15 protein-coding genes are annotated in these 20146 nt (G+C 70.4%); 5 read left to right on the plus strand and 10 right to left on the minus strand.

The window, feature by feature from the left end; all coding sequences use genetic code 11:
• Positions 1-255: 255 nt before the first annotated feature.
• Together WMF46_RS04810 and WMF46_RS04815 are read right to left on the minus strand one after the other, a co-directional pair.
• Positions 256-555 (minus strand): STAS domain-containing protein, encoded by a 300-nt coding sequence (locus tag WMF46_RS04810; protein WP_012233514.1) that lies wholly within the window; start codon positions 553-555, stop codon positions 256-258.
• Entirely contained in the window at positions 552-1139 is a 588-nt protein-coding gene (locus WMF46_RS04815; protein WP_437327675.1) for an ATP-binding protein, read from the minus strand. Before WMF46_RS04815 ends, WMF46_RS04810 begins: the two co-directional genes overlap by 4 nt.
• 65 nt (positions 1140-1204) lie before the next feature.
• Here WMF46_RS04815 and WMF46_RS04820 point away from each other — a divergent pair, with 65 nt between their 5' ends.
• Complete coding sequence (locus WMF46_RS04820; RefSeq protein WP_437984510.1) at positions 1205-1936, plus strand: sugar transferase; 732 nt, start codon at positions 1205-1207, stop codon at positions 1934-1936.
• A 214-nt stretch (positions 1937-2150) separates the two neighbouring features.
• On the opposite strand, the gene WMF46_RS04825 is transcribed toward WMF46_RS04820, so the two are convergent.
• The 5 genes from WMF46_RS04825 to WMF46_RS04845 form a co-directional block, all read right to left on the minus strand.
• On the minus strand, positions 2151-3533 hold the full coding sequence (locus WMF46_RS04825; protein WP_437984511.1) for an O-antigen ligase family protein: 1383 nt from the start codon (positions 3531-3533) through the stop codon (positions 2151-2153).
• Between the two features lie 116 nt (positions 3534-3649).
• Positions 3650-4615, minus strand: coding sequence for a hypothetical protein (locus WMF46_RS04830; RefSeq protein ID WP_437984512.1), 966 nt, complete (start codon positions 4613-4615; stop codon positions 3650-3652).
• Positions 4616-4762: 147 nt separating this feature from the next.
• Positions 4763-7228, minus strand: a complete 2466-nt coding sequence (locus WMF46_RS04835; protein WP_437984513.1) for a hypothetical protein — start codon at positions 7226-7228, stop codon at positions 4763-4765.
• Positions 7225-8235 (minus strand): NAD-dependent epimerase/dehydratase family protein, encoded by a 1011-nt coding sequence (locus WMF46_RS04840; protein WP_437984514.1) that lies wholly within the window; start codon positions 8233-8235, stop codon positions 7225-7227. The genes WMF46_RS04835 and WMF46_RS04840 overlap by 4 nt, the downstream gene beginning before the upstream one ends.
• Entirely contained in the window at positions 8232-9320 is a 1089-nt protein-coding gene (locus WMF46_RS04845) for a Gfo/Idh/MocA family protein (protein ID WP_437984515.1), read from the minus strand. The genes WMF46_RS04840 and WMF46_RS04845 overlap by 4 nt, the downstream gene beginning before the upstream one ends.
• 179 nt (positions 9321-9499) lie before the next feature.
• Here WMF46_RS04845 and WMF46_RS04850 point away from each other — a divergent pair, with 179 nt between their 5' ends.
• Positions 9500-10741 carry a glycosyltransferase gene (locus WMF46_RS04850; RefSeq protein ID WP_437984516.1) on the plus strand — a complete coding sequence of 414 codons (1242 nt, stop codon included), beginning with the start codon at positions 9500-9502 and terminating at the stop codon, positions 10739-10741.
• 153 nt (positions 10742-10894) lie between these two features.
• Complete coding sequence (locus WMF46_RS04855; RefSeq protein ID WP_437984517.1) at positions 10895-11272, plus strand: STAS/SEC14 domain-containing protein; 378 nt, start codon at positions 10895-10897, stop codon at positions 11270-11272.
• Positions 11273-11431: 159 nt separating this feature from the next.
• Here WMF46_RS04855 and WMF46_RS04860 read toward each other — a convergent pair whose 3' ends face one another.
• The gene (locus tag WMF46_RS04860; protein ID WP_437984518.1) at positions 11432-12622 is read right to left on the minus strand and encodes a P1 family peptidase; all 1191 of its coding nucleotides are present in this window, start codon (positions 12620-12622) and stop codon (positions 11432-11434) included.
• Between the two features lie 8 nt (positions 12623-12630).
• A complete protein-coding gene (locus WMF46_RS04865; protein ID WP_437984519.1) occupies positions 12631-14925 on the minus strand; it encodes a D-alanine--D-alanine ligase family protein in 2295 nt (764 codons plus the stop codon).
• Between the two features lie 180 nt (positions 14926-15105).
• Here WMF46_RS04865 and WMF46_RS04870 point away from each other — a divergent pair, with 180 nt between their 5' ends.
• Positions 15106-17556, plus strand: coding sequence for an ATP-dependent helicase (locus WMF46_RS04870; protein WP_437984520.1), 2451 nt, complete (start codon positions 15106-15108; stop codon positions 17554-17556).
• Between the two features lie 180 nt (positions 17557-17736).
• Here WMF46_RS04870 and WMF46_RS04875 read toward each other — a convergent pair whose 3' ends face one another.
• A complete protein-coding gene (locus WMF46_RS04875; RefSeq protein WP_437984521.1) occupies positions 17737-18597 on the minus strand; it encodes an MBL fold metallo-hydrolase in 861 nt (286 codons plus the stop codon).
• A gap of 137 nt (positions 18598-18734) precedes the next feature.
• On the opposite strand from WMF46_RS04875, the gene WMF46_RS04880 reads away from it, so the two are divergent.
• Entirely contained in the window at positions 18735-19991 is a 1257-nt protein-coding gene (locus WMF46_RS04880) for an MFS transporter (RefSeq protein WP_437984522.1), read from the plus strand.
• Positions 19992-20146: the final 155 nt, after the last annotated feature.

Raw genomic sequence — 20146 nt, forward strand, 5'->3', positions numbered from 1 at the left:
GCGACGCGCGAGCGCCAGCTTGTTGCACTCGGCCGTGTCCGCGGCGTGCCCGCCGCGCGCAACCCCACGCCTAACACGCCCCCAGTGCGCGCAGCACGCGGAACCAGCGCCGCGGCGACGGGGGGGCACCGTCCGGGCGACTCCAGCCGCTCAGCACCGTCCGCGCGACACTCGCCGCGCGGCGCTGCCGCCGCAGCCGTTGTCGACGGGTGGGCCGGGGGGCCGGGGTGGCGGCGCGCGCGCCGCCACCGAGCGTCACGTGGGGAACACCCGATCGAGGCGCAGCAGGCGGAAGATCGCGCGCGGCTGATCCCTCAGCCCGACGATGCGCACCTGGCCGCCGTTGGCCCGTACCCGCTTGAACAGCGAGACGATGACGCCGACGCCCGAGCTGTCGATCAGCCGGAGGGACGAGAGCTCGAGCGTGATGTTCTGCCGGTTCTCGGCCACCAGCTCGTCCACCAATGTCCTGAACTCCGGTGCGGTCACTGCGTCGAGGGTCCCCTCGAACTGCACGACCGTCTCACTGCCGTTATCGGTCCGCGTATAACTCATTGGATTTTGATTCCCCCTGCGGCGCGGGTCGCGCCTGAACGGGAGACGCTCCGCATTCGAAAACTGCTCGTCCGATGCCCTGTCGCCCCGGCGAAATCGGCGTCGGAATGCTCTTGTTCGCTGCTGCCTTCACCCCCGTCGCCGGCAATACACGAGCTGCCCTCCCTCCGTTTCACAAGACGGAGGACATTCGGACTGCCGGGACAGTAGTCGACCTCATCCATGAACGACTTGATGATGAAGAGCCCCATCCCGGACTCGGGGAGGTCGTCGATGGGAGGGTTGTCGATGGCCGCGGGATCGAAGCTGCATCCCGTGTCCATCAAACGGATGATAATGCCGTCCGCGTCGGATTCGATCTCGATGTCGACGTCGCCCGGCGGGCCAGCGCGGTATCCGTGAATCGCGATGTTGTTGAACGCCTCGCCGAACGCCGAGACGGTCTGGTCCTCGAAATCCTCCTGGGTGAGGCCGGGCGACCCGCCCTCGACCCTCCCAGGCGCGGCCATCTTGCATGCGGCCGCCACCACGCGGAGGGCGAGGTGGCGATAGGTCAACGAACCTGGTACTCGGAGTCGGATCACGCCCAAACCTCCATCCGAGCTTGTACCCTACCACGTTCTCGACTATGGGAGCCACAAGGTAAACAGTGACACCTGGCGTTCGTGTAGCGAAACGTGCGATCGACATCGCGGGCTCGCTCGTGGGTCTCACGCTGACCCTCCCGCTCTACCCTCTCATCGGCGCGGCCATCTACCTCGAGTCGCCCGGGCCGATCTTCTACATGCAGCGCCGTGCCGGGATGCTCATCGGTACGGAAGTACGGGATGGCGTGGCCTACCCGCGGTTCGTCGAATTCCATATGCGCAAGTTTCGTTCCATGCGCGTGGATGCCGAGAAATTGACGGGGGCCGTGCTCGCCCAGCAGGACGATCCGCGCATCACCCGGGTCGGCCGCTTCCTGCGCAAGACGCGCCTCGATGAGATCCCGCAGTTCTGGAGCGTGCTCATGGGCGACATGAGCATCGTGGGGCCGCGCCCCGAGCGCCCCGAGCTGCTCGTCAACCTCGCGCTCGCCATTCCCTTCTTCGAGGAGCGGATGCGCGACATCAAGCCGGGCATCACGGGGCTCGCGCAGGTGTCGCTCGGGTATACCGGACGCGCCCCGGCGGAGAGCGAGGTCGCCGCGTTCGAGGCGACGCTGACGAACCCGTTCGGCCTCGAGGAGGCGGAGGGGGCCGAGGCCGACGACATGCGGATGAAGCTGCTCTTCGACCTTGCGTACGCCGCGTCGCTCGAGAAGCTCTCGACATTCCTGCGGATGGAGCTCTCGATCATCGTGAAGACGCCTCTCGTGATGGTCCTCGGCCTCGGGCGCTGAGCCCGGGCGCCCCGCGCGCCGGCGCCAGACGTCCTGCGCCGTCCGCTCTCGCGTCCCAGACGGCCGGCGCGGCGCGCAGCCTTGCGCCCCGGACGCTGGCGCCCGCCCCAGCGCCCTGGACGCTTCAGCGCGGCGCCCTCCCTCGCCCCCGACGCCGGCGCGCCGATCGCCAGACGGCTCGTCCACACGCATCCCGCGCGGAGGCGCGAGGGCCTCAGTGGCCCTTTGACTTCGTGTACAGGGTCAGCGCGATCACCAGGCCGACGTTGGCCAGGATGAGCCGGTACACATCGCGCTTCTCGAGCTTGATCGAGAAAGAGGGATCGACGCTCTTGACGGCGCAGTAAAACGCGCCCGCGAGGCCGAAGTAGATCCAGAGCACGTAGTGGTAGGTGAACGAGAGGAAGAAGATCCCCACCATCATCCCGCAGAACCCGGCGAGCATCCCCATGGCCCAGGCCCGGATCGGCGCGAACTGCGCGCCGTGCTCGTAGCGGTTGAGCGCGACCAGCGAGATCTTGAGCGTGAGGTAGATCATCGCCGTCCACGCGAACATCCCGAGCGGGCCGAGCTCCGCGAGCGCGAGCAGGTACGCGTTGTGCGCCGTGAGCCAGTGGTGCTCCGTGAACTGGCGGTAGCCCGCGCCCAGCAGCGGGAACATGCGGTAAATCTTCAGGCCCTCGGACAGGATCTCCGTGCGCTCGCCCGCCGACTCGTCCGCCTCGTCGCCGCCGCGGCCGCCGAGCATCATGAGCGGCGCCGCGCAGATCGCGCCGAAGATCGCGCCGCGGACGCCGTACTTCTTGACGAAGTAGACGCCCAGCACCGTCGCGAAGACGAGCTGGCCGCCCCGGGACTGCGTGAGGATGATCGCGGTCGCGATCAGGAAGAGCGACCCGAAGACGACGAGCGCGCGCAGGAAGGAGCGCTTCTGCTCGAACATCGCGAAGCTGAACGGCAGCACGATGCCCGACGTGAGCGCGAGCTCGTTCGGATCCTGGAGCACGCCGCGCCAGCGCACGCGGCCGTTGATGGTCGTCGTCTTGAAGAGGCCGACGCGCTCGCACAGGTACTCGACCTCGGGATCGGCGCCCGGCCCCTCGCGGCAGTCCACGCGGAGCTCGCAGGACCGGCCGTCGGGGATGCCCGACTCGCCGCGCGAGCCTCCGATGGTCTGGGCGATCGCCAGGCACTGATACGAGGAGAACCCCTGGTGCACAGCGACGCCCGCCACGAAGAGGCCCATGACGAGCACGGCGGAGGCGAGCTTCTGGAAGCCCTTGAAGCCGTCGGTGCTGTGCCCGATCAGGAAGAAGAGCACGAACGTCACGCTGATCGAGACGAAGCCCTCGGAGAACTCGCCAGGGTTCCGGAAGCCCAGCGTGAGCACGCACCAGAAGTAGACGACGATGGCCCACCGGAGCTGCGGGGTCGCCTTCAGCCTGACCTTGCCCATGGCGAGATCGAGGCCCATGCCCATGAAGGCGAGGCCGAGCCAGAGGTACAGGAATGGCAGGCTCTCGAAGCGCTCGTCCCACTCCTGAGGCCTGCCGTAGATGAAGACGATGAGAAGGATGACCCCGGGGAGCGCGAGCATGTCGAGGGTCCTCGGCGGAGACGCCGTTCGGGTGGTGGGGGACGTTCCGGAGGATCGCGGCTCGCGTCAAGCGACTTGCGCTCGCTCCCTCCGGCGTGGTTGCCGGGCCGTCGAGGCTACGTGCTGAGGCCCACGCGGCGCACGGCCTGGTTCAGGAACGGGACGAACTCATCCGCGGCCCTCGCGTTGCCCGCGCTCGAGGGGTGGTGGTCGGTGTTCCCCTCCGAGCCGTGCAGGGAGAAGTTGGACTCGCCCTTGTTCGTGAGCACGTCGTAGTAGTCGAAGACGACGACGTTCTTCTCCGGATAGCCGCTGAGCCAGCCGTCGGGCGACTTGACCCAGTTGTTGAACGAGCGGGCGAGATCCGCCTGGCGCTGCGCGATCTCGGCGTCGGACGGCTTCCCGAGGAGCCGCTTCGCGGTCCACTTCCAGGCGGGGTCCTTCGAGCGTTTGAGGATGTTGGCGGGGGCGGTGACGTAGACGAACAGCGTGTCCTTCCGCTTCGCGAGGTCGGGCAGGATGGACGCCAGCGTGGCCTTCGCGTTCCAGACGGTGAGCTCCGGGCCGGCCGGGTTGCCGGGGGCGGAGCCCTCGCCGACGAAGCGGTTGTTGGGATAACAGGATTTGAAGACGACGATCCGGTTCACCACGCCGTCCGGGTGCATCTGGTCGTTCAGCGCGACCCGGAGCACCTTGTCCATCTTGTCGCGGAACTTGGGCGCCCAGTCGAAGAGGTCGGTCTTCTCGCCGATCTCGCTGCCGTAGGAGGCCTCGTGGACGCGGTAGCCCTGCTCCGTCAGCTTCTTCTTGAGCCCGCCTCCGTTCGGGTGCGCCTCGTAGACGCACGACGCCTTCTCCTTCTCGGCGCCCGTCTCCGTGAGGAGCTGGCCGCCGCACGAGTGATGGATGAACAGGAGATCCAGCGGGGCATCGGGCCGGGCGCTCGCGAAGCCGGACAGGTCGAGCGAGCCGGCCTTCGCGATGGGGCCGGTCGCGGCCGGCGCCGTGCCCTCGATGGGGATGAACAGGGTGCCCAGCGCGACGAGGAATGCGCCGGCAGAGACGAGTCGCTTCTTGCTCATGGCATCTCCGTACAGGACGTGGGCAAAGAGAATGGATTATCGCAGCGCGCCACGCCGAGGACAAGCGGGCGCGGACGGCGTCATCGTCGCATTTGTCGGTTGCCGCGGTTGCCGCGGTTGCCGCGGTTGCCGTTTGCGACACGGCGCTCAGAAGGTGAGGACGCCGCCCTCGTCGGCCTTGGCGGCGGAGCCGGCGCGGATCGTGATCTCGTCGCCGCCGCCCGCGGGCTTCCTGATCACGTCGTAGGACGCGCCGGGGGAGAGCCCCGTGACGACGTGCTTCGCCACGCCAGGGAGCGAGGTGAACTGCACCTCGGACACTGCGCCCAGATCGACCGGGAACAGGACCAGCGTGCCCTTCACCGCCGCGCCAGCGAACGGCGTCCCGCGCTTCGTGCGCACGAGCGTCACCGGATCTGCCGTCGCGTTGCCGGCCGCGCCCTGGAGCACGTGCAGGAAGCGCGTGTCCTTCGGCATCGGGGCCGGCGGCTCGACCCGCAGGGTCGCGAGCATCTGCTCGTTCTCGGCCGGCTTGGTCTCCCAGGTGCCCGTCGGCTTGTACGGCTCGGCCACCATGACGGCGCTCTCCGGCAGGAGCGTGGTCACGAAGAGCTTCTGCCCCTTCGCCGTCGTGGCCGTCGCGAGCTTCCCCGCGACCTGCGCCGCGCTCGGCGTCTGCACGAAGAAGCGCTTGAAGCGCCCGTCCTTGCCCGTGGCGGCGCGGTCGTAGAGCACGAGGTGGTCCGGCTTGAGCCACACGAGCGCGCGGCTGACGTGCGTGACGTCGCGGATGTTCTCGTACTCGGAGTTGTAGAGCGGGGTCGCGTCGCCGAGGACGTAGACGTAGTCCTGCGCGAAGCTCTTCGCGAGCACCCTGGGATCGCCCGTGTGCACGAGCGGCCACTGGGACCCGCGCCGCCAGAGCTCGCCGCGGTTCGGGTCGTCGTGGCGGCGGTTCTTGTCGTTCTCGACCGTGAGGGTGTTGTGCTGATCGGAGCTCCCCATGAAGGCGCCGTACCCGACGCGCTCCTTCGTGAGCCACTCGCCGCCGCGGTAAAAGCCGAAGCTGAGGCCGTCGCCGTGCTGGTGGTCGATGTGCTCCCAGCCGAGCTGGAAGTGGAGCCACGTGGCCTCGGGCCCCCAGCTCGTCCTCGCGAAGACCTGGCCGAGGCCGGGGCCGTAGTGCGTGAGCGGGATGGAGGGGCGCGGGTCGGTCGGGGTGACCGCCGGGTCGAGCAGGAGGAAGTACATGATCGAGTGGCGCTTGTGGACCTGGCCGAGCTGCGAGCGGGCGCGCCGCGCGAGGGCCGCGGCGCCGCCCGGGCCGGCGTGGATGGCCATCCAGCGGAGCGCGTTCAGGCGCTCGGCGTTGCCGCTGTTCTCGGCGTGGAGGCCGAGCGCCGCGAACGGGTCGATGTGATCCGTGTACTCGTAGCGCTCCCCGTCGCCCGTCCACGCGGCCTCGTGGGTCGGCCCGATCCGGCCCGCCGGCGTGGCGGGGCTCAGGCCGTGGAGGTGGGCCGGGATGAACTCGTGCCAGAACGGGTTGCCGTCGAGGTGCACCTGCGGGCCCCACTTCGCCGGATCGGCCTCGCCTGCCGTCTGGATGGCGAGCAGCGTCTCGCTCACGTAGGCCAGCGTCGCGGGGCCGTACTGGAAGCCCTCCGGCGGCGCGCCGCCGCGCGCGTCGCTCCGCAGGACGCTGTCGGTCATGTAGAGCCACGCCCCGGCGACGTTGGCGAAGTAGTCCCTGAGCCGCGGGTAGGTGCCGCTCGGCTTCGGATCCGGCGGATCGTCGGCCTCGTCGAACGCGAGCGACAGGAGCGTCAGGTTGCGCATGTGCGACGTGAAGTAGTTGTTCAGGGCGTACCTGCGCTTCTTCGGCTCCTTCAGCATCGCCGGGTCGTTCAGCTTGCCCACGGGCTCGGGGTGATCGTGGCTCGTCGTCGACGACTTCAGCTGATCCTCCGCCCAGCGGAGGAAGACGGGCCGTATCGCCGCCTTGTCCTGGGCCGAGAGGTACCCGTAGATCCAGTCGACCGTGAGGCCGAACGACTCGCCGGCCCAGCGGGCGCGGTCGCCGGTCGAGAACCTGCGGACGAAGGGATCCTGCGGATCCCCCTTGTTCACGCGATCGACGATGTAGAGCAGGATCTTGCGCGCGCGGGCGGCGTGGTCGTTGCGGGCCGCCTCGTCGCTCGAGACGAGCGACATGAAGGCGAACAGCTCCGCGTGCGCCTCGCAGTAGGTGCGGGCGTGGGTGCAGTCGCCCTCCGAGGGGATGTTGCCCTTGTCCATCGCCGCCGCGGCCTCGGCCGTCACGGCGGCGAGCTCCTTGAACAGGGGGTTCGCCTGCGTGGCGCGCGCCCGGAGCTTCGGCAGATCGGCCGCGCGCACCCAGAGCCGGGGGTGCCCCTTGGCCGGCGTGGCCGGCGGCGCGGCCGGCGCGTCGAAGCGCGGCGCCTCGACCGCGAGGGCGGCGGTGGCGGACTGGGTGCCCGCGCCGCTGTGGACCGCCGGGGGCCCCGGGGTCTGCCGCCGGTCGCAGCCGGCGAGGAGACCCGCGAGGCCGAACGCGAGCCCGATCGACGCGAGCGACCGCGAGCCCGTCATGTCGCGCGTTCCTTGAGGTACGTGAACGTCCGCTGGAGGCCCTCCTCCGTGGAGACCAGCTGCTTCCACCCGAGCGCCTTCAGCTTCGTGTTGTCGAACCGGTTCCCCTTCCACGAGGTCGCGCTCTTGTAGGGCGTGAAGATGGCCGGCAGCTGCCCCTTCGAGTAGGCGTGGTAGCGCTCGACGAGCTTCGATATCCCGGTGAGGGCGAAGTAGGGCACCGTGAGCGAGCGGATCGGCTTCACCTCGCGCTTGTAGCGGGCGAGGTAGACGTCGGCCGTGGGCAGGTCGTCGTCGTGGACGTTGTAGACCTGCCCCCGCGCGACGTCGCTCCGGCCGGCGACGGCGATCGCCTCCGCGCAGTTGTCGACGAACGAGAGCGGGAGGATGTTGCGGCCGCCGAGGTGCAGGAACACGCCGAAGAGGCTCATCCCGACGCGGCTGGAGAAGGCGTTGCCGCCGGGGCCGTAGATGACGCCGGGGCGGAGCACCGTCAGCGGGAAGCCGTAGCGCCCCTGGTACTCCCAGAAGAGCTTCTCCTGCCGGAGCTTCGCCTGCGAGTAGAGATCGCGCTGCGCGGGCCGCGTCTCCAGGGGCGTGTTCTCGTCGACGATGTACCCCCGCGGGAGGTCGGCGACGCCGTAGACGCCGAAGGAGCTGACCAGGACGACGCGCGGCGATCGGCCGGTGTGGACGAGCGCCTCGAGCAGGTTCTTCGAGGCGACGACGGTGCTCAGGAACATGTCCGCGGGCGCGCCGCCCATGGCCGCGGCCACGTGGTAGACGACGTCCACGCCCTCGACCGCGCGCTCTGCGGCCTCCTTCGTGGCGAGGGAGCCCACCGCGATGTCGAGGGGGACGCCCCGCCGCTTCTCGATCTCTTCGAGCCGCGTGCGGTTGCTCGCGGGGCGGACGAGGCAGCGGAGGTCGGTCTCGCCGTGGGCGAGCAGCCGGTCGACGAGGGCCGACCCAAGGAAGCCGTTCGAGCCGGTGACAAGGACTTTCATGTGCGCGCCTTCTCCTGCGGGACCTGCCGGAAGATCTCATCCATCATCCACGCGACCCGGATCATGTCCCGGTACGGGATGGGCAGCTCCGCGCCCCGCGTGATGCTGTCGTAGAAGAGCCCGAACAGGCGGTTCATCCCCGAGAAGAAGTGGAAGTCGCTGTGGGCGAACCGCACGACGTTCTTGCCCCCCTCGCGGAGGTACGAGAGGGCCTGATCGAAGGCCGGGACGACGCGCCCGATGGCGCTCGGGAGCTTCGGCGACGCGTCGAGGGTGACCGTGCGGCTCGTGAAGTCGACGTGGAGCGTGTTCTTCGTGCCGTAGATGCGGAGGAAGTGCCCGGGCGGCCGCGCGTGCGACGAGAACGTCCCGTAGGCGCTGACGCGCGCGCCCTGCACCGTGACGCGGAGCTCGTCGAGCATGTCGTCGCGCGAGTCGCCGAACCGCTTCTCCCGGAGCGCGTAGGCCGTCGCGGTGACCTTCGGCTGCTCGTCGTCCACGAACTCGACGATCTTGTTCAGCAGGTGATCGACGTTGTTGTGGAACAGCTTGCCCGGGAGGCGATGGACCCAGTGCGAGCCGTCGCCGAGGAGCGCCGCGCCGAAGGGGCCGGCGAGGTTGTAGCCGAAGCAGCTCTCCACGTGGACGGGATCGCCGATCACGCCGTCGCCGACGAGCCTGCGCATCTCGACGGCCGGGGGATCGAACTGGTACTCCCAGCCGACGGTCATCTTCTTCCCGGCGGCGGTGCAGAGCTCGATGAGGCGCCGCACGTCCGCGAGGTTCAGCGCAGTCGGCTTCTCCACGTAGACGTGGGCGCCCGCCTCGATGGCGCGCCGGGCGAGGAACAGGTGCGACTGCGGAGGGGTGGTGATGTGGACGACGTCGGGCTTCTCGACGTCGAGCAATCGGTCGAACGAGTCGTAGTGGCTCGGGATGCCGTAGCGCACCGCGATCTGCTCGGCCATCAGGAGCTCCAGGTCGCATACGGCGACGACCCGAGCCCGCTCCGGCATCTTCTGGATCTCTTCTATGTGGCCGTCGGCGATCTTGCCGCAGCCGACGATCGCGATTTTGAGGGTCATGCGGCGGCGGAGCGTACCGCAACGTGGCAGCCGAGAGCTAGGCTCTCGGCCGGCCCGCGGTCAGCGTGGACGCGTCCAAGCTCCTCCGCGCGCGCGTGGACGGGCGAGGAGGAGCTTGATGACGGTCGCGGCGGCCTCGGGTAGGCTGCGCGGCGCAGCATAAAGAAGGGTGGTGATTCGTGCGCGTGCTCCATGTTCTTCATACGTCGCTGCCTGTCATTGCGGGATACACGATCCGCAGCGACTACATCATCAAGCACCAGGCCGAGCACGGGATGCGGCCGGCGGTGGTGACGTCGGCGCAGCAGGGGTCCGGGGATGCGCTGAAGGACGAGATCGGCGGCATCTCGTACTGGCGGACGCGCGAGCCAACCGGCAAGAAGCTGCCGCTGGTCAGGGAGCTCCAGCTCGTGCGGGCGCTGGAGGCGCGCGTCGAGGACGCGATCCGGGAGTTTCAGCCCGATCTCGTGCACGCGCACTCGCCGATGCTCGTCGGGCTGCCGGCGCTCGCGGCGGCGCGCCGCTTCGGGCTGCCGCTCGTCTACGAGGTGCGCGACCTCTGGGAGAACGCCTCCGTCGACCGGGGCAAATTCAAAGAGGACTCGGCGCCTTACAAGGTCGCCGCCGGCCTCGAGACGATCGTCTACAAGTACGCTGACGCGACGGTGACGATCTGCGAGGCGCTGAAGGGCGCTGTCGCGCCGCGGGTGCGCAGCACGGACGCGCTCCACGTCGTGGGCAACGGCGTCGACTCGGACAAGTTCGCGCCGCGGGAGGCCCCGCCCGGCGCCTGGGAGCGCTTCGGGCTCGCGGGGAAGAAGCTCATCGGCTACGTCGGCACCTTCCAGCCGTACGAGGGGCTCCAGACGCTCATCGCGGCGATCGGCGACATCGCGCGGGAGATCCCGGACGCGCACGTCGTGATCACCGGGGCCGGCGGCCAGGAGATGGAGCTCAAGGCGTTCGCCCGCGAGCGAGGGGTGGAGTCCAAGGTGACCTTCACCGGGCGGGTGCCGCACGACGAGGTGTTCAACATCTACGCGATGGCGAGCCTGCTCGTGTATCCCCGCATCCGGACCCGGACGACCGAGCTCACGACGCCGCTGAAGCCGCTCGAGGCGATGGCCATGGCCCGGCCCGTGATGGTGAGCGACGTCGCGGCCATGGGGGAGCTCGTCCGTTATGGCGAGACCGGGTTCGTCTTCAAGGCGGGCGACAGCGCCGACCTCACGAGGCGGTGTGTCGAGGCGCTCAAGGACCCGGCGCGCCTCGAGCAGGTCGGCAAGAACGCGCGGGCGTGGATCCTCAAGGAGCGCCAGTGGCCCACGCTGCTCTCGCGGTACGAGACCATCTACGAGCAGGCGATCGCCGTGCGGCGCGGACAGGGCAAGTCGCGCGTCGGCGAGCCGCGCGCGGCGTGAAGGGCGGCGACGCCGGCCCGGGCTTCCCACGGCCGACGGCCAGCGTCGCTGCCGCGTGAGCGTCGCGATCCCTAGGCGCGTCCTCGCGCGATCCGGGGTATGATCACGCGGCCCCATCCCGCCCCTTCGGGAACTGGCAGGAGGTCTCTCAACGTGTTCGAGATCAAAGTCGACCGGAACATCGCCATGGTGGATTTCGTCCTCGAGGGGCGTGTCCGCCTCGAGGAGATGGAGAACTTCGTCAGCGAGCTGAGGAAGGCGTGCGAGAGCCTCCAGGGCCGGGAGATCAAGATCAAGGCCGATGTCCGCGGGTTCAGGCCGATGTCCCCCGATGTGGCGGAGAAGATCCGCGCCGTCCAGGAGTTCGGCCTGGAGCTCGGGGTGATGCGCGTCGCCGAGATCATCGAGAGCGACATCGTCGCGCTCCAGCTGAACCGCGTGGCGCGCGAGAGCGGCACGGACAAGGTCCTCCGGCGCTTCTGGGACGAGGACGCAGCCCACGAGTGGCTCCTCCACGGTGATCCGGAATGAGCGGCGGGCACCCGCTTCGGATACGGGCCCATCGCGACCTTTTCGGTGCTCAGCGCACCTGAGTGCGCTTCCGCGCCGAAAACGCCGATCTGGGCCCGTCTCCTGTGCGGGTGACCGCCGCTCGGCGGGGCTTTTGCCAGAGAGAAGGGGGCGGGGGCGCTAGAAGAGGGGGGGCGGGTCGGAGGGGTGCGGGGGGCGGTACTGCTTCAGGATCTCGGCGACGGCGTCCAGCGGCAGGGCCGGGGCGTGGTGTCCGCTGTGGCCGGTCATGTCGACGCCGCCGAACATCGCGTTGAGGATCGCCTCCTCCACCACGTCGACGGTGGCCTCGTAGAGCGCGTCGACCTCGGTGTCGAGGACGAGCTCGGCCATGTGCCGGCCCGGCGCGAGGGGGTGCACGCTGAGCGAGCGGCTCGACCGGGGGGCGCTCCACTGCTCGGTGGCGACGCGAGGCACCCGGTTCGCGGTGCTCCAGGCGAGGACGATCTCGCCCGAGTTGTTGGCCGCATACCCGCCGGTCCGGCCGATCGCGAGCGCGGCGCGCCGCGCGAGGCGGGCGAGCTGGCGATGGATGAGCGGGGCGTCGGTGGCGACGAGCACGATGATCGAGCCGGCGGGGCCCCGCCGCGGGACGTGGTTGAAGCGGTCGCTGATGAGCCGCCCGACCGGGACCCCATCGACGCGGAGCAGCTCGCGATCGCCGAAGTTCGACAGCACGAGCGCCCCCACGAGGGCGTCGACCCCACCGACAGGGACCGACCGGCTCGAGGTGCCGATCCCGCCCGCGAAGTGGAACGTCTGCATGCCCGTGCCGGCGCCGACGCACCCCTCGGCCACGGGGCCACCCCGGGCGTTGTCGATCGCCTCGTCGACGTCGGCCTGCGCCACGTGGCGCCCCACGGCGTCGTTGAGGAAGCTGTCGTCGCACTCGGCGACGACCGGGATCACGACGTCGTAGTCCTTGCCGATCTTGGGGTGCTTGCGCGAGAGCCACGCGACGGTCGCGTCGAGGACGCGGCCGACGCAGAGCGTGCTGCAGAGCAGGATCGGCGTCTCGCAGAGGCCCCACTCGTTGATCTGCGAGAGGCCGGTGACCTCGCCCGCGCCGTTGAGCACGTAGCTCGCGGTGAACACCCGATCGAGGAAGACGTCGCCGTCGGCCGGGATGACCGCGGTCACGCCCGTGCGCACCGGACCGAGGCCGGGGACGAGCTCGCCTTCGCCCTCGATCTTGGTCACGTGGTGGACCCGCACCCCAGGGATGTCCGTGATCGCGTTCTCCGAACCGGTCGGAAACCGGCCGATCGCGACGCCGAGATCGCGCAGCCGAGGGCGCCTGAGCGCGGCCATGGGCGCGCTCATGGGCCGGCGACCTCGCCGTGCGCGACGGAGACCGTGTCGGAGAGGGGCGCGGCCTCCGCCGGCAGCGGCGCGGGCCCGGCGAGCGCCGGGCCGGGCGCGGCCAGCAGGCCCGGGTCGGTGGCCGGCGAGGCGACCGCCGCGCTCGCGGAGGGCGCGGCCGCGCCCGCCGCAGGCGCCGCCGCGGTGAACGCGGCCCGCGGCGCCGCGGCCCGGGCGTCGCGGTAGCGCTTGAGGCAGCCGGCCAGGATCTCGCCGATCAGCATCCGGTAATCCATCCCCGCGACCTTCGCGATCACGCAGAGATCGCTGAAGTCGGGCGTCAGGCCGGGCAGCGGGTTGATCTCGATGACGTACACCCTGCCGTCCTTCGCCATGCGCAGATCGACCCTGGCCACGTCGCGGCACCCGAGGGCCGCGAACGTGTCGCGCACGACCTTCTCGACGCGGCGGAGCTCCGACGGCGTGAGCTGCGCGGGGCACTCGAAGCGCACGCGCGGCGTGTCCGATTGCTTCTCGTCGTAGCCGTAGACGGGGTAGGTGGGCGGGTCGACGAAGACGACCTCCATCGGCGGCAGCACCTTCGGCCGCCGCTCCCCGAGCAGGCCGACGGTGAACTCGCGGCCCGTGATGTACTCCTCGATGAGGGCCGGCTGGTGGTAGCGATCGACCAGCTGCTTCGCCGCGGCGCGCGCGGCGGCCTCGTCCTTGACGACGGACGCGGAGGTGATCCCCTTCGAGGTCCCCTCGGCGTTGGGCTTCACGATCACCGGGTAGCGGAACGGCTTCAGCTTCTCGCGCCCGGTCGTGACCACCTGCCACTCGGCCGTCTCGATGCCGGCCGCCCGCAGGATCTGCTTCGTGAGGCCCTTGTCGAGGGCGAGCGAGAGCGTTGTCGCGTCCGAGCCGCTGTAGGGGATGCCGAGCAGCTCGCAGAGCGCCGGCACCTGCGCCTCGCGGCCGCGGCCGCGGAGCCCCTCGGCGATGTTGAAGACGACGTCGACCCCGGAAGCCGCGAGCGCGCGCGGCAGGTCCGGGGTCGCCTCGAGCGGGACCACGGTGTGGCCGTAGCTCTCGATGGCGCTGGCGATCGCCTGGATCGTGCGCGGCGAGTCGAACTCGGCCTCCAGGTCGTGCATCGTGCCGGGGCCCGCCTTGTCGGCCGCGGCCGTGTCGCTCCGCTTCATGTTGTAGGTGAAGCCGACGCGGAGCGCGGTCCGCTTCGCCCGCCGCGGCTGGTTGCTCTCCAGGAGCGGCAGGAGCCCCCGCCGCTTGCAGGCGCTCCTCACGATGGCGCGGATCACGCCGTCGAAGTCGACGCCGCGCTGCGCCGCTGCGACGAAGACGCTGGCGCCCGGCTGGAGGGTGGGCAGCCCGTCGACCTCGAGGAAGTGGACGTCGTGGCCCTGGCTGCGCGAGGGGGACGGCGTGACCCGGAACTCGCAGCGGGCGTGATCCTTGAGGTCCAGGGCGCGCACGACGCGCGCCGTGATGGCCCGGATGCGCTCGATCGTGGCCGCGGGCAGCTGCGCGGGCCGGCGCGTGACCTGCTCGGGCTTCGCGTGCTTCAGGTTGAAGTCGTACACGTTGTAGCTGCCCGGCACCTGGGGATCGATCACGAACTCGATCGGGGTGAGGACGCCCTCGGGGATGCCGGTGCCGCTCGATCGCGCGCCGTTCGCCTCCTTGAGGCCATCGACGAAGGCGCACGCGACGTCGATGCCGGCGATGTAGTGCTCGACCAGCAGGCCCGCCTCGAACCGCGCGAGCTGCCGCTCGACGACCTCGGCGAGGTGGTGCGCGTCCTCGCAGACGCTCCACTCCCGGAAGATGCCCTTGGAGGAGCCCTCGAAATTCGGCTTCACGATGACGGGGAAGCTCATGTCGTCGAGCGCGCCGCTGTCCAGGGTGGTCCGGTTGACGAGGCGGGCGCGCGGGGTGGCGACGCCGTAGCTCGCGAGGACGCGCTTCGTGAGCGACTTGTCGAGCGCGACGTTCAGCGTGTAGGCGTCGGAGCCGGTGTACGGGATGCCGAGCTCGTCGAAGAGCGACGGATAGAACGCCTCGCGCGTCTTGCCCTTGTGGCCCTCGGCGGTGTTGAAGATGAGGTCCGGCTGGAGCGCCTCGAGCCGGGCGAGGACCCGGGAGGCCGGGCCGCTGACCTCGATCCGCTCGACCTCGTGCCCGGCCCGCTCGAGCGCGCCGGCGATGGCGGCGATCGTCTCCGGGCTGTCGAACTCGGCTTCCTCGGCGGAGCCCGTGATCTTCAGGTTGTGCGTGAGCGCGATGCGCATGGTCTCTCCTGTGCCGGTCGTCCGGGCCGCGGCTCCCCCGGTGCTCTGCCGGAGGCGCACGGACGTGCGAGATTACGGCCAGCAGGCGTGATTTGCCGGGGAAAAAGCAGGAGAGCGCCGCGGGGGGCTCCGGGGCTCGGCGGGCTCCCGCTCGCGCGGAGGTCGTGCTAGCGACCCCGTGTGGATCGTTTCGCTGCACACGACGCCGACCGCTCTCCGCCGCCCGAGCCTGGCCTCCCTCACGAGGAGCTGAACGAGCCGCAGGCGCGCGCGGCCAGCCACGCGGCGGGGCCGCTCCTCATCTTCGCCGGCGCGGGGAGCGGCAAGACCCGCGTCATCGTGTACCGGATCGCGAACCTCATCGTCACGCACCGTGTCCCGCCCTACCGGATCCTGGCGGTGACGTTCACGAACAAGGCGGCGACCGAGATGAAGCGCCGGCTGGAGGGGCTCATCGGGGCCGACATCGTGAAGGACCTCTGGGTGGGCACGTTCCACGCGGTGTGCGCGCGCCTGTTGCGCCGGCACCACGAGGCGGCCGGGCTCGACAAGAACTTCGTCATTTACGACGACGACGATCAGCGGGCGGTCATGAACCGCGTGCTCAAGGAGCTCAACCTCGACGATCGGCGCTATCCGCCCCGCCAGGTGCTCTCGCGCATCCACGCGGAGAAGCAGGAGGGGCGGGGGCCCGCCGAGTTCGAGCGGAAGGGCTACTTCGACGACGCGATCGCGCGGTGCTTCGAGGCGTACGAGCGGCACCTCAAGGCGGCGAGCGCGGTGGACTTCGACGACCTGCTGCTCGCCGTGCTGCGCATCGCGGAGGACCCGACGAGCTACGCCGGCGAGGATCTCCGGGGGCGCTTCCGGCACGTGCTCGTGGACGAGTTCCAGGACGTGAACCAGGTGCAGTACCGGCTCGTCCGGGCGTTCTGCAAGAGCCACGACAACCTCTGCGTTGTCGGCGACGACGACCAGAGCATCTACCGCTGGCGCGGCGCCGACGTCCGGATCGTCCGCGGCTTCCGGCGCGATTTTCCGCACGCGACGGTGGTGAAGCTCGAGCAGAATTACCGCTCGATCGGGCACGTCGTGCGGGGCGCGCTCGGCGTGATCCGCCACGCGTCGGATCGCGAGCCGAAGGAGCTCTGGACGGCGAACCAGGACGGCACGCCGATCGACGTGGTGGCGGCGGACAGCGAGCACGACGAGGCGGCGTGGGTGGTCGAGTGCGTCCGCGAGCTCATCGCGAAGGGCGTCTCGCCGAACGAGATCGCGGTGTTCTACCGGATCCACGCGCAGTCGCGCGTGCTCGAGGAGGTGCTGCGCGAGGCGCGCATCCCGTACCAGATCATCGGGGGCACGCGCTTCTTCGAGCGGGCGGAGGTGAAGAACCTGCTCTCGTACCTCCGCGTGATCGCGAACCCCAAGAGCGACGTGGATCTCAACCGCATCATCAACGTGCCCGCCCGCAAGATCGGCCAGAGCACGGTCGACAAGCTCATCCAGGCGGCGGACCTGCTGGGCGTATCGCTGTTCGATGCGATCGATCCGCTCCTGGAGGGGAGGGTGCCGCCGTCGGCGATGCCGGGGGGCCAGCTGCCGCCGCTCGCGTCGGCGGCGAAGCGCAGCCTGCTCGGCTTCCGCGATCTGATCCACGGGCTCATGACCGAGGCGAAGAGCGCGTCGCCGAGCGCGCTGGCGGAGGAGGTGCTCGCGCGGTCGGGCTATGCCAAGGCGCTCGAGCAGGAGGACAGCGTCGAGTCGGAGGCGCGGCTCCAGAACTTGCGCGAGCTCGTGCAGTCGCTCGTCGACTACGAGCAGGAGGCGACCGCCGCGGGCGACGAGGCGACGCTCGCGGGCTACCTCGAGCGGGTGAGCCTTGTGTCGGACGTCGACGCGCTCGCGGACGTGCCCAAGGTGGCGATGATGACGATCCACGCCGCGAAGGGGCTGGAGTTCCACGCGGTGTTCCTGACCGGCATGGAGGAGGACCTGTTCCCGTTCCGGAGCCAGGATCCGAACCGCAAGGGCGACATCGAGGAGGAGCGCCGGCTGGCCTACGTCGCGATCACGCGGGCGCGCGAGCGGCTCTGGATCACGCACGCGGCGCGGCGGGCGATCTTCGGCCAGACGCGTTACGGCTTGCCGAGCCGCTTCCTCGCGGATCTGCCGCCGGCCTCGGTGCGCGGGATCGCGACGCCTGCCAGCACGATGGCGCAGCGCCGGGTCGAGGGCGGGTTCGGCGGGGGCGGCGGGTACGCCGCGCCCGGGCTCCGGTTCGGCGGCCAGGAGCGCTCGTGGGAGGGCCGCGAGCGGAGGCCTGGGGCGCAAGCTGACGAGCGGTTCGCAGGGGCGCGGTTCTCGCGGGAGGGCGAGCCGGCGAGGGCGCGCGTAGACGTCCCCGACCGGGCGCCGGGCGAGCGGTATGTCGAGCGGGAGGCGGTCGACGCGGGCGCCGAGGGCGGCGAGGGGCTCGCGCTGCGGCGCGGGATGCGGGTGTACCACGAGCGGTTCGGGCCGGGCGTGGTCGAGAGCGTGGATCCTGGGGCGGATCCGATCGCGACCGTGAAGTTCTCCGGGTGGGGGAAGAAGCGGATCAAGGTGGCGTTCCTGCGCGCCGGGCCGTGAGAGGGGCGGGGCGCTTGTAGCGCGTCGGCCAGGGACGATTCCGGCTACCCGAGGCGCGTAACGGAGGTCGGGTGAGCGCCGGAACATCGCCTCGACCATCGAATGAACGGTTGCCCGGACAGCTCCCATCCACGCTGGTACAGAGTCTCCGCGGACGCCGAGGAAATAGCGAGTCTCGACCTAGATCCACACCTCGCCTAGCAGCGGCAGCACTCCCAATCTCATGTCGCGCGATGCCCGGCCGAGGCGCTCTGCCAGGCGCTCTCCCTGCATCGCGGGGAGCGCGACGGCCGGGCGATCGAGGGGCAGAAAGAAATTGTCCCAGTGAGAGAAGAGCACCGCGCGCGGCGACAGGGCGCGCGCGACGCGCTCGGGGAAAGCGCTCGAGGCGGTCCAGCCGGCCACGCAGAGCAGGAGCAGGTCGGGCTCCCTGCAATCGAGGCCCGCCTCGACGAGCTCCGCGCTGCCCAGGTGGACGATGCGCCGGTCCGCGACCCGGATCTCCACCGCAAAGACGGCGCCGCACCGGTAACGCTCGGCCCGGAGCGGCACCTGGTCGCAATCGGAGATGTCGCCGGGGAAGGGGACCCGGCCGAGCAGCAGGCGGGAGTGAGCGCTCGGGAAGAAGCGCAGCTGGAACGGGCCGACCTCGGCGACGACGGGCTCGCCGCCCGGCGCGCGCTCGACGTCGCGCACGCGCGCCGCGGGGACGCCGGCTGTGCGGCAGAGCGCCGCCGCGGAGCGCGAGCCGAAGACCGTGGCCCCGGTGCGGAGCGCGATCTCCGGGATGTCGAGCGCGTGATCGAAATGGGTGTGGCCCGCGATGACGGCGTCGGCGCGCGGCGCGTGGCGCGTGATGGCGGTCACGTCGGGGACGAGCCGGCCGACCACGCAACGGAGGAGCGAAGCGCGCGTGAGATAGGGATCGATGAGCACCACCGCGCCGGCGTGCTCGATCGCGAACCCCGCCGTGCCCAGCCACCGCACCCGGACCGCGCCCGCCGGCGCGAGCGACCGCGGAGAGAAGGTGTCGGCGATCATCGGCGCGCGCTCGTCCGGCCGGCAGAAGGGGTGAGTCGGTGCGGCGTGCTCATCGAGATCGGATCGAGATCGAAACGTACGCAAGTGTCCGTGTTTCCGGCGACCGAAGCTCGTCCGCTCGGTTACGATTGTCGGTCGTGGCAGACCGAACGCGCGCCGGCACGATCGCCGCCCTCGCCGCGCTGTACTTCGCACAGGGCATCCCGTTCGGCTTCCAGGCGACGGCGCTCCCCGTCTTCCTGCGGGCGAGCGGCGTCTCGCTCTCCGGCGTGGGCTTCGCCGGCGCGCTCGCGCTCCCGTGGGCGGCGAAGGCGCTCTGGGCGCCGCTCGTCGACCGCTACGGCTGGGAGCGGATCGGCAGGCGCCGTTCGTGGATCCTGCCGCTCGGGGTGCTGCTCTCGCTCACGTGCGCGGCCGCCGCGTTCGTCCCGCCGTCGCGCCACCTCGGCGCCCTGCTCGCGCTGGTCTTCCTGATGAACCTGCTCGCGGCCACCCAGGACATCGCGGTCGACGGGCTCGCGATCGATCTGCTCGGGCGCGGCGAGCTCGGCCTGGCGAACGCCGCGCAGGTGGTCGGCTACAAGGTCGGCATGCTCGTCGCGGGCGGGCTGCTCGTCTGGGCGAGCGCCTGGATCGGCTGGGGCGGTCAGTTCGGGGTGATGGCCGCGCTCGTCTTCCTATCGGCGCTGGCCTCGCTCGCGCTGCGCGAGCCTCCCGCGAGCGAGGTCGAGGCGCACGCGCGCCGGTCGCTCCGCGAGGTGCTCGCGGCGGTCTTCGCCGCCCTGCGGGCGCCTGGCGCGCTCTGGGTCGTCGCCTTCCTCGGGACCTACAAGCTCGGCGAGGCGATGGTCGACATGATGTTCAAGCCGTTCCTCGTCGACGCCGGCTTCCCGCCGCACCGGATCGGCCTCTGGGTGGGCACGTACGGCCTGGTCGCGTCGATCGCCGGCTCGCTCGCGGGAGGCCTCCTGTCGCACCGGATCCCGCTGCTCGCCGCCGTCGGGGTGACCTCGGCGCTGCGCACCGTCGCGATGGCGGGCGAGTGGTACCTCGCCGCGGCGGGGGCGCCCACAGCGAATGCCGTCGTCGCGGTCACCGTGGCCGAGCACCTCTTCGGCGGCGCCCTCACGACGGCGGTGTTCGCTTTCATGATGTCGCGTGTCCGGCGGTCGGTCGGCGCGACGCACTACACGCTGCTCGCCAGCGTGGAGGTGCTCGGCAAGTCGCCCGCTGTGTGGCTCTCGGGCGCCGTCGCCCAGCGGCTCGGCTATGCAGGCCTGTTCGCCCTGGGGACCGTGATCTCGGTCGTCTTCCTCGGGCTGCTCTTGCCGCTGCGGGATGCGGAGAGCGGGAGAGGGGTGAGCGGGCCCGGTCGCCCCATTTTGCCCCAGTGACCAATTTTGCCCCAGTTTCGTGACCTGGCGAAATTGAATCGTAGAGGCAAGGCAGACGCCGAAACGCGGGGGAACGCAGGGGAACGCAGAGGAAAGAGGAGAGATGAAGAATTTTTGCTCTCTCCTCTTCCCACGGCGCCCACGGCGCCCACCAT

This window comes from Sorangium sp. So ce117, from assembly GCF_051524395.1.
Taxonomy (GTDB): Bacteria; Myxococcota_A; Polyangia; order Polyangiales; family Polyangiaceae; genus Sorangium; species Sorangium cellulosum_B.

Bases quoted from the DNA above. Each gene is read 5' to 3' on its own strand.
- WMF46_RS04810 (WP_012233514.1), bottom strand. From the start codon at position 555: ATGAGTTATACGCGGACCGATAACGGCAGTGAGACGGTCGTGCAGTTC.
- WMF46_RS04825 (WP_437984511.1), bottom strand. From the start codon at position 3,533: ATGCTCGCGCTCCCCGGGGTCATCCTTCTCATCGTCTTCATCTACGGC.
- WMF46_RS04830 (WP_437984512.1), bottom strand. From the start codon at position 4,615: ATGAGCAAGAAGCGACTCGTCTCTGCCGGCGCATTCCTCGTCGCGCTG.
- WMF46_RS04835 (WP_437984513.1), bottom strand. From the start codon at position 7,228: ATGACGGGCTCGCGGTCGCTCGCGTCGATCGGGCTCGCGTTCGGCCTC.
- WMF46_RS04840 (WP_437984514.1), bottom strand. From the start codon at position 8,235: ATGAAAGTCCTTGTCACCGGCTCGAACGGCTTCCTTGGGTCGGCCCTC.
- WMF46_RS04845 (WP_437984515.1), bottom strand. From the start codon at position 9,320: ATGACCCTCAAAATCGCGATCGTCGGCTGCGGCAAGATCGCCGACGGC.
- WMF46_RS04860 (WP_437984518.1), bottom strand. From the start codon at position 12,622: ATGGCCGCGCTCAGGCGCCCTCGGCTGCGCGATCTCGGCGTCGCGATC.
- WMF46_RS04865 (WP_437984519.1), bottom strand. From the start codon at position 14,925: ATGCGCATCGCGCTCACGCACAACCTGAAGATCACGGGCTCCGCCGAG.
- WMF46_RS04875 (WP_437984521.1), bottom strand. From the start codon at position 18,597: ATGATCGCCGACACCTTCTCTCCGCGGTCGCTCGCGCCGGCGGGCGCG.